Annotated in this window: 14 protein-coding genes; 5 read left to right on the forward strand and 9 right to left on the reverse strand. The window is 71.9% G+C overall.

Features of this window, described 5'->3' with window-relative positions; translation table 11 throughout:
• Positions 1–73: 73 nt before the first annotated feature.
• From paaC to paaA, 4 genes are read right to left on the reverse strand one after another with little or no spacing between them, the layout of a single operon-like run.
• Positions 74–799, reverse strand: a complete 726-nt coding sequence (gene paaC / locus AB0C25_RS13725) for a 1,2-phenylacetyl-CoA epoxidase subunit PaaC (protein ID WP_357372926.1) — start codon at positions 797–799, stop codon at positions 74–76.
• Complete coding sequence (locus AB0C25_RS13730) at positions 796–960, reverse strand: hypothetical protein (RefSeq protein ID WP_357372927.1); 165 nt, start codon at positions 958–960, stop codon at positions 796–798. Before AB0C25_RS13730 ends, paaC begins: the two co-directional genes overlap by 4 nt.
• Positions 957–1244, reverse strand: a complete 288-nt coding sequence (gene paaB / locus AB0C25_RS13735) for a 1,2-phenylacetyl-CoA epoxidase subunit PaaB (RefSeq protein ID WP_355027413.1) — start codon at positions 1242–1244, stop codon at positions 957–959. The genes AB0C25_RS13730 and paaB overlap by 4 nt, the downstream gene beginning before the upstream one ends.
• A complete protein-coding gene (paaA, locus tag AB0C25_RS13740; protein WP_357372929.1) occupies positions 1241–2332 on the reverse strand; it encodes a 1,2-phenylacetyl-CoA epoxidase subunit PaaA in 1092 nt (363 codons plus the stop codon). Before paaA ends, paaB begins: the two co-directional genes overlap by 4 nt.
• A gap of 367 nt (positions 2333–2699) precedes the next feature.
• Between paaA and AB0C25_RS13745 the strand changes: the two genes are divergently transcribed.
• Positions 2700–3692, forward strand: a complete 993-nt coding sequence (locus AB0C25_RS13745) for a hypothetical protein (RefSeq protein ID WP_357372931.1) — start codon at positions 2700–2702, stop codon at positions 3690–3692.
• A complete protein-coding gene (locus AB0C25_RS13750; RefSeq protein ID WP_357372933.1) occupies positions 3692–4654 on the forward strand; it encodes a hypothetical protein in 963 nt (320 codons plus the stop codon). The genes AB0C25_RS13745 and AB0C25_RS13750 overlap by 1 nt, the downstream gene beginning before the upstream one ends.
• An 81-nt stretch (positions 4655–4735) precedes the next feature.
• On the opposite strand, the gene AB0C25_RS13755 is transcribed toward AB0C25_RS13750, so the two are convergent.
• The 3 genes from AB0C25_RS13755 to AB0C25_RS13765 all read right to left on the reverse strand — a co-directional run bounded on the left by AB0C25_RS13755 (position 4736) and on the right by AB0C25_RS13765 (position 7775).
• The gene (locus AB0C25_RS13755; protein ID WP_357372935.1) at positions 4736–5587 is read right to left on the reverse strand and encodes a menaquinone biosynthesis protein; all 852 of its coding nucleotides are present in this window, start codon (positions 5585–5587) and stop codon (positions 4736–4738) included.
• Between the two features lie 90 nt (positions 5588–5677).
• On the reverse strand, positions 5678–7156 hold the full coding sequence (locus AB0C25_RS13760; RefSeq protein WP_357372937.1) for an MFS transporter: 1479 nt from the start codon (positions 7154–7156) through the stop codon (positions 5678–5680).
• Between the two features lie 40 nt (positions 7157–7196).
• Positions 7197–7775, reverse strand: a complete 579-nt coding sequence (locus AB0C25_RS13765; RefSeq protein ID WP_357372939.1) for a winged helix-turn-helix domain-containing protein — start codon at positions 7773–7775, stop codon at positions 7197–7199.
• A 324-nt stretch (positions 7776–8099) separates the two neighbouring features.
• Here AB0C25_RS13765 and AB0C25_RS13770 point away from each other — a divergent pair, with 324 nt between their 5' ends.
• Both AB0C25_RS13770 and AB0C25_RS13775 read left to right on the forward strand, forming a co-directional pair.
• Positions 8100–9350, forward strand: coding sequence for a DUF222 domain-containing protein (locus AB0C25_RS13770; RefSeq protein WP_357372941.1), 1251 nt, complete (start codon positions 8100–8102; stop codon positions 9348–9350).
• Between the two features lie 397 nt (positions 9351–9747).
• Positions 9748–12147, forward strand: a complete 2400-nt coding sequence (locus AB0C25_RS13775) for an AAA family ATPase (RefSeq protein ID WP_357372943.1) — start codon at positions 9748–9750, stop codon at positions 12145–12147.
• A 34-nt stretch (positions 12148–12181) separates the two neighbouring features.
• Here AB0C25_RS13775 and AB0C25_RS13780 read toward each other — a convergent pair whose 3' ends face one another.
• Both AB0C25_RS13780 and AB0C25_RS13785 read right to left on the reverse strand, forming a co-directional pair.
• On the reverse strand, positions 12182–12793 hold the full coding sequence (locus AB0C25_RS13780) for a hypothetical protein (RefSeq protein ID WP_357372945.1): 612 nt from the start codon (positions 12791–12793) through the stop codon (positions 12182–12184).
• Entirely contained in the window at positions 12790–12966 is a 177-nt protein-coding gene (locus AB0C25_RS13785) for a hypothetical protein (protein WP_357372947.1), read from the reverse strand. Before AB0C25_RS13785 ends, AB0C25_RS13780 begins: the two co-directional genes overlap by 4 nt.
• 239 nt (positions 12967–13205) lie before the next feature.
• On the opposite strand from AB0C25_RS13785, the gene AB0C25_RS13790 reads away from it, so the two are divergent.
• Complete coding sequence (locus AB0C25_RS13790; protein WP_357372949.1) at positions 13206–14231, forward strand: ABC transporter ATP-binding protein; 1026 nt, start codon at positions 13206–13208, stop codon at positions 14229–14231.
• Positions 14232–14235 lie beyond the last annotated feature (4 nt).

The raw sequence follows: 14235 nt of genomic DNA on the forward strand, positions 1-14235 counted from the left end.
ACTGCCGGGCTCCGCTGCGCTGCACTCCTCGCGCTCACCGTGCCGCCGCCGCTCGCGACTGCCGGGTTCGCGCTCACCACCGCGCTCCGGGATGGGCGCGGTGCAGCACCTGCATCTCGGCGAGCAGGTAGGCCAGGTGCTCGGTGTGCACGCCGTCCCGTCCGCCGGCCGGGGCCCAGCCGCTCTCCGGCCGGGTGAGCGTCGCCTCGGCCAGCACCGCGCCGACGGTCTCGTCGAACGCCGGCCGCAGGGTCGCCGGGTCGACCGGCGCCGCCGGGTCCGCGGCGAACAACTCGTGGGTGTACGGCCACACCTGGTCGACGGCCGCCTGCATCCGACGGTGCGACTCCTCGGTGCCGTCACCGAGCCGCTTCACCCACAACGCGCCATGGTCCAGGTGGTACGCCGACTCCTTGCGCGCCTTCGCGCCGATCGCGGCCAGCCGCTCGTCGGCGCAACCGGCCAGCGCCGTGTACAGCGGCAGCTGGTAGGCCGCCAGGAAGAACAGCTTCGCCATGGTCACCGCGAAGTCGCCGTTGGGCAGCTCGACCAGGAGCGCGTTGCGGAACTCGCGGTCGTCGCGCAGGAACGCCAACGCGTCCTCGTCCCGGCCCGCGCCCTCCAGCTCGCCCGCGTACGACAGCAGCAGCCGCGCCGCCCCGAGCTGGTCGAGGGCGATGTTGGCCAGTGCGATGTCCTCTTCCATCTCCGGCGCGCGGGTCGTCCACTCGGCCAGTCGTTGCGCCGCGACCAACGCGTCGTCGGCGAGAGCGAGAGTGAAGTCGAAGGGCCCGTTCACGCCACCACCTCGCTGCGCTCGGCGGCGACGTGAAGCGCCCCGCTGCTGAGCCGGCTGGTTCGCTCGCTCTGCTCGCTTCCCGCCACCACCTCGCTGCGCTCGGCGGCGACGCGAAGCGCCCCGCTGCTGAGCCGGCTGGTTCGCTCGCTCTGCTCGCTCACAGGTGGGCCACCCCGTCCGGCACCTCGTAGAAGGTGGGGTGGCGGTAGACCTTGTCGGCGGCCGGGTCGAAGAAGGCGTCCTTCTCGTCCGGGCTGGACGCGGTGATCGCGCCGGCCGGCACCACCCAGATCGACACACCCTCCTGACGGCGGGTGTACAGGTCCCGGGCGTTGCGCAGGGCCAGCTCCGCGTCGGGAGCGTGCAGGCTGCCGACATGGGTGTGCGACAACCCGCGTCGCGCCCGCACGAAGACCTCCCAGAGCGGCGAGTGTTCGGTAGTCACGCGGCCACCTTCTCCTTCTGTTGCGCGCGCTTCGCGGCGTACGCCGTGGCGGCCTCGCGGACCCAGGCGCCCTCGGCGTGTGCGGCCCGGCGGTGGGCGATCCGCTCCCGGTTGCACGGCCCGTTGCCCTTGATGACCTGCAGCAGCTCGTCGTAGTCCGGCTGGGTGTAGTCGTACGCCTGCCGCTCCTCGTTCCAGCGCAGGTCCGGATCGGGGATGCGCACGCCGAGGATCTCGGCCTGCTGGACGCACATGTCGACGAAACGCTGCCGCAGATCGTCGTTGGAGAAGCGCTTGATCTTCCAGGCCATCGACTGGGCGGAGTGCGTGGAGTCGCCGTCCGGCGGGCCGAACATCGCCAGCGACGGGTACCACCACCGGTCCACCGCGTCCTGGGCCATCGCCTGCTGCCCCGGGGTGCCGTGTGCCAGGGTGTGCAGGATCTCGTAGCCCTGCCGCTGGTGGAACGACTCCTCCTTGCAGACCCGGATCATCGCGCGGGCGTACGGGCCGTACGAGCAGCGGCACAGCGGCACCTGGTTGACGATCGCCGCGCCGTCCACCAGCCAACCGATCGCGCCCACGTCGGCCCAGCTCAGGGTGGGGTAGTTGAAGATCGAACTGTACTTCTGGCGACCGTCGAGCAGCAGTTGGACCAGCTCGTCGCGGCTGATGCCGAGGGTCTCGGCGGCGGCGTAGAGGTAGAGGCCGTGACCCGCCTCGTCCTGCACCTTGGCCAGCAGGATCGCCTTGCGCTTGAGCGAGGGTGCCCGACTGATCCAGTTGCCCTCCGGCTGCATGCCGATGATCTCGGAGTGGGCGTGCTGGGCGATCTGCCGGATCAGCGTGCGGCGGTACGCGTCGGGCATCCAGTCGCGTGGCTCGATCTTCTGCTCGGCGTCGACCACCTCGGCGAAGTACGCCGCGAGGTCTTCGTCGGGCGCGGGTCCGCCGCGCCGGCCGCGCGCCGCCGCCGCGCGTAGCTCTGCCTCGGCGGCCTCGACCTCGCCCAGCAGGCCGGCTGCGGGCGCGTCGCCCGCAGCGGCGTCCGACGTGTCGGTCGGGGTCGGGAAGTCGTTGCCATACATGGGACAAGTGTTACAGCTGGCTATCCAAGAAGCCATAGGGTGTAACAGGATTCCGACATCCCATCCGTAACGGAATGAGCGCTTTACGTGACCCGGCCGGCCGGATGGCGTCGTGACTTAGGCCACGAAACAAAGGTGAATGCCCGCAAGAACCGCATAACGGTCGCATATCTCGCCTTTATCCCAGGTCGCCTAGTGTCGGGTCCTGGCAAGTCACCCAGCCGGACGTAGACTTTCGGCCGGCACACCGATCGGCTTCAGATGATTGCCGCCAGACAGAGGCCACCTCCCCCGGCCTTGGCGATCGGCCGATCCGTCCGGACAACAAGCCGGTCCCCCGGCCCTGACACCTGGAGTTCACCCACTCATGCGTCCCCGCGTGACCCTGGTGCTCGCCATCACGGCGGTCCTGCTCGGCGGCGTCCTCCTGGTCCCCGCCGCGTACGCCCGACTCTCCAAGGGCGACAGCGGCGGAGGCGGTGGAGGCGGCGCTGCCTCGCAGGTCGCCGCGCCCGCACCCGCCCCGCCGCCGCCGCCGACGCTGGCGGCCGGTCCGGTGTCGGTGGACTTCCAGGGCGACTTCTTCTCCTGGGCTCTGCTGGATCGGCAGACCGGCGCGATCTCCGGGTCGCCGAACATGGCCGCGACCAGCTCCACCGAGTCGATGATCAAGGCGTGGATCGTCTCGGACTACCTGCGGCAACTCGGTGACCGGGAGCCGCCCGCAGCGCTGAAGAAGGCTGCCAGCGTCGCCATCCGGGACAGCAACGATGTCGCCGCCAACAAGGTCTACGCCGCCGCGGGTGGCTCGTACCGGAAATTGCCGAACGGGCAGCCCAGTCCGGTCATCCAGCGGGCGATCAAGATCTGCGGGCTGACGGACACCAAGCGGGGCAGCGTGCCGAAGTACGAGGGCTGGTGGAGCTTCACCCAGATGTCTCCCCGGGACGCGGTCCGGGTCGGCGACTGCATCGCCGACGGCAAGGCCGCCGGTCAGAAGTGGACCAAGTGGGTGCTCAGTGAGATGAGCCAGGTTAGCGGCACCACCGCGGCGAAGGATCAGAAGGAAAAGTCCGGCGGTGGCCGCTGGGGGATCATCGACGGCCTGCCAAAGTCGATCACCGCGCAGGGCCCGGTCAGCATCAAGAACGGGTGGACGCGGATCAACGACGACGCCAGCTGGCACGTCAACTGCCTCGCCGTCACCGGCAAGTGGAGCCTCGCGGTGATGCTGCGCTACCCGATCAAGAACAGTCTCGACTACGGCGCGAAGGTCTGCGCCAGTGTGGCCACCCAGTTGGTCACCCCGCAGCCTGGCGCCGCGCTCAAGGTGCCCCAGCAACCGGTCGGGAAGCTCTGATGGCCGGGAATCGGCGGGCCGACCGGCGTGGCGGCGGCGAGACGTCCCCGCTGCGGCTGGTCGCCATCGCCGTCATCCTGATCGGGTTGGTGCTGGTGTCGCTGCGGCTGCTCCCGGGGTCACCGTTCGAGTCGGCGGCCGCCGCCAAGTGGGGCGACGGCGGCTCCGGCACGAGCGACCGCCCCACCGGCGCAGGCACCAACCGGAGTGCCCGCCAGCCGTCCGCGCCGTCACCGAGCCCCAGCCCGCCGCTGGAGCCGCTGCCGTTCGTGGCCAAGGACCTCAAGCTGGACATCGAGGGCTGGTACTCCTGGAGCGTGCTGGACCGGCGCACCGGGCAGATCATCGGTTCCAAGAACATGAACGAGACAAGCACCACCGCCTCGATGATCAAGTCCTGGATCGTGGCCGACTACCTGCGCCGCGCGGCCGACGCTGGCCAGACGCCCAGCGACGCGAAGCTCGCCGACGCGACGCGGATCATCCGGGACAGCGACAACACCCGGGCCGAACAGTTCTACAACCAGGTCGACCGGGACGCCTCGATCAAGCGGTTGATCTCCATGTGCAAGCTGACCGACAGCAAGGTGGCCCCCGACGGCGGCTGGAGTCGGACGGCGCTCTCCCCCCGGGACACCGCCCGCCTGGGCAACTGCATCGCCACCGGCACAGCCGCCGGGCCGAAGTGGACCAAGTGGCTGCTCAACGAGATGAAGCTGGTCCGCGGCGCTGGTGACTTCGGCATCCGCAAGGCCTTCCCGGCCGACGAGCAGATGCAGATCGCCATCAAGAACGGGTGGATCGACCGGACCAAGGAGCAGGAGATGCACATCAACTGCCTGGCCATCGGCGACACCTGGACGATGGGCGTGATGGTCAAGTACCCGATCAACATGGGCTACGACTACGGCATGAAGAACTGCGAGAAGATCACCGAGGCGCTCCTGCGCCCCGGCACCTGAGCCGCGGCCCCACGCACCACGGGGCCGAGCCGCCGGTCAGCGCCCTGCGGCCTCGCGCGCCGGCGGGGCCGAGCCGGCCGGTCAGCCGGCGAAGAACTCCGGGCCACCTGCCGGCAACTCCGGGGCCGCACCGATCGCGGCGGCTCGCCGGGCCCACTCGCGCAGCCCGGCGACCTGCCGGTCACCGAGCGAGAAATCCAGGGTACGGAAGTACGTGGCGAGCGTCTCCGCGTCGAACGTCTCCCAGCGGGCCGCGGCCTCGGCGACCTGGTCCAGCTCGGCCAGGCAGAGGTCCCGCGAGCGCAGGAACGCCTCGTGCACCTCCTTGACCAGGCCCGGGTGGGCGGCGGCGAAGTCGCGGCGGACCGCCCAGACAGCGAAGACCATCGGCAGCCCGGTCCACTCCCGCCACGCCTGCCCGAGGTCGGTGACGATGAGCCCGCGCTTCGGCGCCTCGTAGTACGCCCGCAGCGCCACGTCCCCGATCAGCACCCCGGCGTCGGCTTCGAGCAGCATCTGCGTCAGGTCCGGCGGGCAGCGGAAGTACTCGGGCTGCACGTGGTACCGCTCGGCGAGCAGCAACTGGGCCAGCATCACCCCGGTCCGCGAGGTCGAGCCGAGCGCCACCCGGGCGCCGTCCAGCTCGTCGAGAGGTCGGGTGGAGACCATGTTGACCGAGAGCACCGGTCCGTCACTGCCCACCGCCAGGTCCGGCAGGAGGAGCAGCTCGTCGGCGTGCTTCAGGTACTCCAACAGGGTGATCGGGCCGATGTCGAGGTCACCGGCGACAAGCGCCGCGCTCAACCGGTCCGGCGAGTCCTTCTGCAGGTCGACGTCGAGCAGGGCACCGGAGCGCATCAGACCCCAGTAGATCGGCAGGCAGTTCAGGAACTGGATGTGCCCGACCCGCGGGCGTGCGATGCGCTCAGCCATGACCCGACCGTATCCCCGGCCTTCGGGTCCGGCTCGGCGGGTCGGCCCGGAGTGGCCAAGCCCGCATCCGCCCTGCTGATCCGCTGGTACCTACCGCCGCTGGCGTGAACGCCGGACCGGCTGCTCGCACACCGGTCCGGCCGGTCTGTCGCACCCCGGTCCGCCCGCCCTGTCGCACACCGGCCCGGCCGGTTTCCCGCGCTCCGGCCCGCGTAGCGCCCGGGCGACGACCGGCACGAACACCAGCACCACCAGGATCCCGGCCGCGCCGGCCACCGCGATCAGCGGCCGGGGCGACGCTCGCGTGAGCAGCGCGCCGCCGAGCAGATAACCGGCCATCGAGCCGCCCTGCACCGCCGCGCCAAAACTGGCGTACGCGCGGGCGCGCATCGCCTCCGGCACCCGGAGAGCGATGAGCAGGCTGGCGAAGACGTTCGCCGCGCCGTTCGCCGCTCCCGCCACCAGCCAGAGCGGCACCAGCACGCCGGCCGTTGGCACCCACGCGGCCAGGAGCACCATCAGGCTGCACCCGGCGAGCGCGACCAGCACTCCGCGGACCAGCGCGCCGTCGTCGTCGAGCCGGCGGGCGAGCCGCGCCGCCAGCCAGCCGCCGGGCAACATACCGGCCATCCAGGCGGCACCAACGAGGCCGTACGTGGTGGCGGAAGCGCCGAGCGTCTCCCGGATGAAGAAAACCTCGATCACGTTGATGCCGCCGATGGCCGCGATCACCACGGCGGTGCTCGCCACCGTGACGAGCATCAGCGGATCCCGTCCCAGTCGCCAGCCCTCGGCCGTACCGCCGGCAGTGGGCAGCTCAACCACGGTCGACCCGGCCGCAGTCGGTGCGGCCTCGGCCTGCGGGCCGGCGATCGGCGCTCCCGAACCGGCAGCGCTCGACGCGGCAGCGCTCGACGCGGCAGCCCTCGACGCGGCAGCCCTCGACGCGGCAGCCCTCGACGCGGCAGCCCTCGACGCGGCGGTTGCGGTTCGGCGACCGCCGCGCCGGGTCCGCAGCAGCAGGGCGGCCGCCACCAGCGCGAGGTAGGTCGCGGCGTCCACCAGCAGCGGTACGCGGGTGCCGAACTGCCCCACCAGCAGCCCGGCCAGCACCGGCCCGCCGAGCGCGCCGAGGGAAACGCCGGTCTGGCTGATCGCGCTCGCCCGGGGCAGGTCGGCCGGGCGGACCATCGCCGGGAGCAGCGCCGCCAGGCAGGGCTGGGTCACCGCGAGCCCACAGGCGAGCAGCGCGACGAGCCCGACCACCAGAACCGGGTGGGCGACGACGGCGAGCAGCGTGCAGATCGCGGCCTGGGCCAGCCCGACGGTCACCAGCAGGGTACGGCTGTCGACCCGGTCGGCGAGCCGGCCGGCGAGCGGAGCCAGCACCACCAGGGGCAGGGTCGCCGCGAGCAGCAGCCCCGACACGGCAAGACCTCCCGCGCCAGCGCCCTGCAGGGCCAGCGCGAGCGCGGTGGCGGCGAGGAAGTCACCGCAGATGGTGGTCCCCCGGGCGGCGGAGGCCAACCAGACATCCGGCCAGCGCGACTCGACAGTTGTGAAGGACATACTTCGAAAATAATCCTTCACAACTGTTCTGTACAGCCCCTCACTGCGTCAGCGGCACCGCCCGGTACTGCACCGCCACGGCGCGAGCGCCCGGCGGCGGGTCGGCGCGGTGTCGTCTGTGATACGGCCTGAACAGCGCAGTGATGGCCTCGTTCAGCCCCGCCAACTCCTCCGCCGTGAGCATGAGCAGCGCCTCGTTGAACAGCGCGGCGTCGTACCACTCGGAGGGCTCGTCTCCGGCGCGGCGCAACCAGTCCCGGGTCCGCTCCATGGCGAGCACGGCGTGCGCCTCCACCACAGCCTGCTCCGCAGCCCGCGCCTCGGGTCCGGCCTCGCGGCCCGCGTCGACCATCAGGCTGGGGCTCGACGTGCGCCACACCCGTTCCCGGGCATCCCCCCGGCTCGGCGCCTGCTCCACCAGACCGAACTTCGCCAACGCCCGCAGGTGGTAACTGGTCGCGCTCGGTGACAGTCCGACGATCTCCGCGCACTCGGTGGCGGTGCCCCCACCCTTACGGCTGAGAAACTCCATGATCGCGATCCGGGCCGGATGGGCCATCGCCCGCATCACCTGCGGGTCACTGACCATCCGAAGCGGCTCGGGACGGGCCTCGTTCATCCCCCCATGATCCCGGCAGGCCCCCCAACCTGCCATCACCCCCCATGTTCGACCTCGGTCCACCTTGGGTCGCAGGGTGGGCGGCCTCGGCGGGGCGGCGGGTCGGGTCGCCATCTGGGCACCTCTCGGCGGAGGGGCGGCGAGGGGTAAGGCGGCATGGCGCGGTGGGGCGGCGCGGCGCGGTGGGGCGGGGCGGCGCGGTGGGGCAGGGCGGGGCGGTGGGGCAGGGCGGCGATTTGCAGGCTCGGTGATCGACGGAAACGATTCCCTTTCGTTGATCATCGGCGGCCCGAAAGTGTCGTACGTCAGTTCTATTCTGTCTTCATGTTGAGGGCGTTGGCGCAGGCAGGAGGTGCGGTCGACGACTGCGCCGAGACCGCGCTCTGGGGGCTCTCCGACGATGAGCTGCTCGCCTCTCTCGACGCGACTCACGTGTTGGCGCAGCGGCTGGCCACCGTTCAGCTCGGGCTGGTCCGCGAGTTGGACGGCCGCGGCCTGGCGGTCGCCCAGGGTGCCTCGTCCACCGCCGTCTGGCTGCGGGAGCGGCTCCGGCTCTCCGGTCGCTCCGCGCGCCAACTGGTCCAGCTCGCCGCCACCGTCGATGCCGCGCCAGCAGCGGTGCGCGACGCGCTGCTCAGCGGTGCCATCACCGTCGACCAGGGTCGAGTGGTGGCCGAGACGATCGCCGCCCTCCCGCTGGAAGCCGACCCCGAGGTGGCGGACAAGGCCACGCAACTCCTCGTCGCCTGGGCCGACCGGTTCGATCCGACCATCCTGAGCCGGCTCGGAGAGCGCGTCCTCACGCACGTCGCACCGGATCTGGCCGACCAGGCTGAGCTGAAGGCTCTCCAACGGGCCACCGAGCGGGCCGAGGCCCGCCGACACGTCACGCTCTCCGAGCAGCACAACGGTCAGGTACGCCTCAGCGGAAACCTCGACACCGAAACCGCGAGCCTGCTACGTGAAGCGATCGACCCGCTCTGCGCCCCGGCCGGTGCGCACGATGATCGCAGTCCAGGTCAGCGCCGTGCAGACGCGCTGGGCGAGATCTGTCGGTTGGCGCTGCGTACGGGTGAGCTGCCCGACAGCGGCGGGGACCGCCCCCAGATCGTGGTGACCGTGTCGCTCGACGATCTGGTCAACCAGGTACGTGCTGGCACCTTGGAGACCGGCACTCGTCTCACGCCGGGCGCGGTCCGCCGGCTCGCCTGCGACGCCAACCTGTTGCCGGCCGTGCTGGGTGGCAACAGTCAGGTCCTGGACGTGGGCCGCCAGCGCCGGCTCTTCACCGGCCCGCTGAGGCGTGCGCTGGTACTGCGGGACGGCGGTTGCGCCTTCCCTGGCTGCGATCGGCCGCCAAGATGGTGCGACGGTCACCATGTCCGACACTGGGTCGACGGTGGGACGACAGCGTTGGACAATGCTGTGCTGCTGTGCGGCTACCACCACCGGTTCGTCCACCGCGGCGACTGGACGGTCCGCATCGCGGTGGACGGCCGGCCCGAGTTCCTCCCGCCTCGCTGGCTCGACCCGCTGCGCGCACCACGCCGCAACCTCTACCACCAGCGCTGCTGATGCCGCCGACCACGCCCACGCCGCCCGTGCCCGTGCCTTGGATGTGCCAGGCCCAGGCCCAGGACAACGACAAGCCCGGCCCAACCCTGCGGCCCCGCGGCCCTGCCGCCCTACCGCTCTGCCGCCCTGCCGCCCTGCCGCTCTACCGCTCTACCGCCCTACCGCCCTACCGCCCTACCGCTCTGCAGCCCTGCGGCGTCTCACCAGGCAACACGCCATCTCGGATGGGTGGTCGTCTGGGTAATTCGTTGGATGCATCGGGTTCGGGAGCGTAAAGTTGCAGGCCGCTTGACGGCCGAGGTGAGCTGCACCGGACTGGACGTCTTCGCGCCGGGCGGCCGGCCATCCGCCCCCGGACACGCGAGCGCGCAGCAGATGTGAACGATGGGACGTCAGCATGCCCGCACCTGATCTCGACACCCAGCTCGACTCGGATCTGTCCGCCGAACGCGCACACCTGGCAGCCTCGCGGAGCGCGCTGCGGCGGATGCGGGAGCGCGCCGAAGCCCTCTTCGCCACCGGTGACCAGGTGGCCGGCGACGCGTACGCGGCGGAGACACTCGGCCGCACCCTGGCCCGTCGGGTGGCCGAACTGGCCGACGACCCGACGACGCCCCTGTTCTTCGGCCGCCTCGACTTTGCCGGATCCACAGACCCCGAGTCCACAGACACCAACGGCACTGACCCGGAGTCCACAGACCCCGACGACACCGACCCCGGCAGCACCGGCATCGGCATCGGCAGCACCGGCATCGGCATCGGCAGCACGGAGACCGCCAGCAGCAGCGGCAGCCGTACCGCGGACGGCAACACCCAGAACAGCACCGCAAGCAGCCGCAGCGCGCACGGCGACACCGACACCAGCAGCACCGCGCAGGGCAGCACCGCGCACAGCAGCACCGCGCACAGCAGCACCGCGCAGGGCAGCAGCACCGCGCAGGGCAGCAGCACCGCGCAGGGCAGGGCCAGCGACGGGGATCCCGGCGCGGTTGTGCGCAGTTCGGGTCATGACGGTCGGCGGTACCACGTGGGGCGGCGGCATGTCGCCGACGACCGCGGCGAGCCCCTGGTGTTGGACTGGCGGGCACCTGTCTCGCGGTCGTTCTACCAGGCCAGTGCGCGGGATCCGCAGGGAGTGGCGGTCCGGCGGCGGTTCGGGTTCAGCAACGGGGTGCTGACCAGTTTCGAGGATGAGCGTCTCGATCGGGGGGAAGAGCTCGGCACGACCAGTCGGATCCTCACCGCCGAGATCGAGCGGCCGCGTGTCGGGCCGATGCGCGACATCGTCGCCACGATTCAGCCGGAGCAGGACGAACTGGTCCGGGCCGACATTGCCGACTCGATCTGCGTGCAGGGCGCGCCGGGCACCGGGAAGACGGCTGTCGGTCTGCACCGGGCCGCGTACCTGCTCTATCTGCACCGGGAGCGGCTGCGGCGGGCGGGTGTGCTGATCGTCGGACCGAACAGGGCGTTCCTGTCGTACATCGCGGCGGTGTTGCCGGCTCTCGGTGAGGTAGAGGTCGAGCAGGCCACGGTGGAGGAGTTGATCTCGCGGATGCCGGTGCGGGCGGTCGAGGCGCCGGCGGTGGCCGTGCTCAAGCACGACGTCCGCATGGCGCATGTGTTGCGACGCGCGCTGGGTGCACAGATCGCTACGCCGACGGAGTCGATCACGGTGTCGGACGGTTCGTTCCGGTGGCGGATCGGGCTGGAGCCGTTGCACCGGATCGTCGAGGAGACCCGCCGGGAAGGGCTGCCGTACGGCACGGGTCGGGAGCGGGTCCGCGCGCGGGTGGTGAGCCTGCTACAACGGCAGGCCGAGGCGCGGCGGGCGGAGTCGCCGAGCGATGCCTGGTTGCGTCGGATGGGCCGCTGCCGACCCGTGGTCGACTTCCTGGACGCGGTCTGGCCGGCGCTCACCCCGGAAGGGCTGGTCTTCGGCCTGCTCTCCGACTCGGGACGGCTCGCCAGCGCGGCGGACGGGCTGCTCAGTGAGACCGAGCAGGCGCTGTTGACGTGGCCGAAGCCGGCCCGCACCGCGAAGGCGACCCGCTGGACCGCCGCCGATGTGGTGTTGCTCGACGAGGCAGCCGGGCTGCTGGAACGGCCCTCCGGTTTCGGGCACGTGGTGGTGGACGAGGCGCAGGACCTCTCCCCGATGCAGTGTCGCGCCATTGCCCGGCGCAGCGAGCACGGCTCGGTCACCCTCCTCGGTGACCTCGCCCAGGGCACCGCGCCGTGGGCGGCGACGGACTGGCGGGAATCCCTCGCCCACCTGGGCAAGCCGGACGCCGTGGTGGTCCCGTTGACAGTTGGTTTCCGGGTGCCCGCCGCGGTGGTCGCGTTCGCGAACCTGCTGCTTCCGGCCCTCGCGGTGGACGTACCGCCGGCCGAGTCGCTGCGCCACGACGGCGGGCTGGACGTGCGTACCGTGACCGACCTGGTCGCGGAGACGGTGGCCGAGGTGCGGGCGGCGCTCGCCCACGACGGCTCGGTGGGTGTGATCGCGGCCGACGACGCGGTCGACGAACTGCGCGCGGCACTGGCCGCCGCCGGTGTCGAGACCGCGACCGCCGACGACGTGGCGGCCGCGGAGCGGGTCACCGTGGTGCCCGCGACGCTGGTCAAGGGCCTGGAGTACGACCACGTGGTGGTCGTCGAGCCGGCCGCGATCGTCGCGGCCGAGCCGCGCGGGCTGCACCGCCTGTACGTGGTGCTCACCCGGGCGGTGTCCCGATTGGCGGTGCTGCACCGCGAGCCGCTGCCCGCCCCACTCGTCGTCGGCTCAGTCGGCTGACCCGGCCGCCGCGACCTTCGCGCCCGGCGCCGGCTCAGCCGGCTGACAGGGCAGCCGCGACCTCGCGCAGGGGGCGGCCGGAGTCGGCCAGCGGCACGTGGAACGACAGCCACGAACCGTCGGCGAAGTCGAGCCGCAGCCGTTTCCAGTTCAACCGGTACCAACCGACCCGTGCGGTCACCGTCGTGCGCGGCGCCGACCCGAGCAGTTCGACGTCGGTCTGCGCCCGTTCGCCCGCCGCCGAACTGGAGAACAACGTGACAGGTGCTGTCGCGCCGAGCAGCAACCGCTCATCGGTGACCCCCAGCACGAGGTCGCGGAGGTCGAAACCCTTCGTCGCCGCGGTCAGGGCGTGGTGCAGCAGCGAGGCCTGTGAGCCCGGCGCGCCTCGGCCTCCGACACCGAAGAAGAGCCAGTCGACGGCGCCGTCCGCCCGGCCGAAGGTGATGTTCGGCGACAGCACGCTGAGCAGGATGCCCAGTACGCTCAGCCCGCCGGGGGCGGGGGGTGCCGCCGGCTGCGGGGGCGCTGCCGGGACCAGACCTCCGCCCACGCGGACCTGGGCCACCGCGCGCACCCGCTCACCGGCGGGTAGCAGCCGGGTGAGCCCTTCGACGTACCGGGCGTGGATCTCGTCGACAATCATCGGTGCCCCTCGTGGCCGCCAGGCCGACGCGAGCCGTCACCCGAGGCGCCGATGACCGCAGCGGCCAACTCCCGGCGCAACTCGCGAACGCTCGCCCCCCGGTCCCGGGAAGCCGTGGCGAATGGCGCCCCGGCCTTCGGCTGGGCGTCCAGCTCGTAGTGCGGGCTCGACACGGACCCTCCTCTGTGTCCTGCGCGACGGGTCGGCCGCCGCGGCTCCCACCATAGGCACCGCCCGCGCAACCGGTGGCCCCGCCCACGACGTCGGGGTCACCGAGCTTTGACTTTGCGTCCTAAGGTTCGGTGCGGGAATCCAACGACGATCTGCTTCCGACCACGCCGGAAGGTCGGGGCCGGTTGGCGTTCGAGGAGCACGCCGAACGGTTCGACCCCACTCCGTCGAAGGAGCAGTCATGACCCTCGTCCGCGCCGACCAGGCCAGCCGCCGGTACGGCGACGTCCTCGCACTCGACCGCGTCGACCTGGAGGTCCGGGCCGGTGAGCTGGTCGGCCTCCTCGGGCCGAACGGCGCCGGCAAGAGCACCCTGATGAACCTGCTGGTGGGCCTGCGTCGCCCCACCTCCGGGCGGGTCGAGCTGTTTGGCGGCGACCCCCGCGACCCGGCGAGCCGCCGGCAGATCGGGGTCACGCCGCAGGAGACCGGTCTGCCGGGCACGCTGCGCGTCGGTGAGGTCGTCGACTTCGTTTCGGCGCACTACCCGGACCCGGTGCCGCGCGGGGAGTTGCTCGACCGCTTCGGTCTGGACGATCTCGTCCGACGGCAGTGCGGCGGCCTCTCCGGTGGGCAGCGCCGTCGGCTCGCGGTGGCGCTGGCGTTCGTCGGCCGGCCCCGCCTGGTGCTGCTCGACGAACCGACCACCGGCCTGGACGTGTCCGCCCGGCACACCCTGTGGGAGGCGATCCGCGCGTTCCATGCCGACGGCGGGACGGTGCTGTTGAGCAGCCACTACCTGGAGGAGGTGGAGGCGCTGGCACACCGGGTGGTCGTCATCGGGCAGGGCCGGGTGCTCGCCGACGACACGGTGGACGCGGTGCGCGGCATCGTCGGCGTACGTCGGGTCAGCCTGGTCACCGACGACCTCCCCGACCTGCCCGGGGTCGTTCGCAGTGAACGGATCGACGGGCGGCTGCACCTGCTCACCACCGACGCCGACGAGTTGGTCCGCGCGTTGGTCACGGCCGGGACCCCCTTCAGCGACCTGGAGGTGCGGCCTACCTCGCTGGAGGAGGCGTTCCTCGCCATCACCAGCGAGGACGCGTCCGGCGGGGACCAACCCGCCAGCGGCGACCGGCCCACCACCGCCGCCGCTGCCGGCGGCCGATCCACCGCCGCCGCTGCCGGCGGCCGATCCACCACCGCCGCTGCCGGCGGCCGATCCACCACCGCCGCTGCCGGCGGCCGATCCACCACCGCCTGAGGAG

This window comes from Micromonospora sp. NPDC048839 (assembly GCF_040649915.1).
Taxonomy (GTDB): Bacteria; Actinomycetota; Actinomycetes; order Mycobacteriales; family Micromonosporaceae; genus Micromonospora.

What these genes read in the sequence shown, in the direction of transcription:
- paaA (WP_357372929.1), bottom strand. Translation starts at nt 2,332, where the DNA reads ATGTATGGCAACGACTTCCCGACCCCGACCGACACGTCGGACGCCGCT.
- AB0C25_RS13745 (WP_357372931.1), top strand. Translation starts at nt 2,700, where the DNA reads ATGCGTCCCCGCGTGACCCTGGTGCTCGCCATCACGGCGGTCCTGCTC.
- AB0C25_RS13750 (WP_357372933.1), top strand. Translation starts at nt 3,692, where the DNA reads ATGGCCGGGAATCGGCGGGCCGACCGGCGTGGCGGCGGCGAGACGTCC.
- AB0C25_RS13755 (WP_357372935.1), bottom strand. Translation starts at nt 5,587, where the DNA reads ATGGCTGAGCGCATCGCACGCCCGCGGGTCGGGCACATCCAGTTCCTG.
- AB0C25_RS13760 (WP_357372937.1), bottom strand. Translation starts at nt 7,156, where the DNA reads ATGTCCTTCACAACTGTCGAGTCGCGCTGGCCGGATGTCTGGTTGGCC.
- AB0C25_RS13765 (WP_357372939.1), bottom strand. Translation starts at nt 7,775, where the DNA reads ATGAACGAGGCCCGTCCCGAGCCGCTTCGGATGGTCAGTGACCCGCAG.
- AB0C25_RS13770 (WP_357372941.1), top strand. Translation starts at nt 8,100, where the DNA reads ATGTTGAGGGCGTTGGCGCAGGCAGGAGGTGCGGTCGACGACTGCGCC.
- AB0C25_RS13775 (WP_357372943.1), top strand. Translation starts at nt 9,748, where the DNA reads ATGCCCGCACCTGATCTCGACACCCAGCTCGACTCGGATCTGTCCGCC.
- AB0C25_RS13780 (WP_357372945.1), bottom strand. Translation starts at nt 12,793, where the DNA reads ATGATTGTCGACGAGATCCACGCCCGGTACGTCGAAGGGCTCACCCGG.
- AB0C25_RS13790 (WP_357372949.1), top strand. Translation starts at nt 13,206, where the DNA reads ATGACCCTCGTCCGCGCCGACCAGGCCAGCCGCCGGTACGGCGACGTC.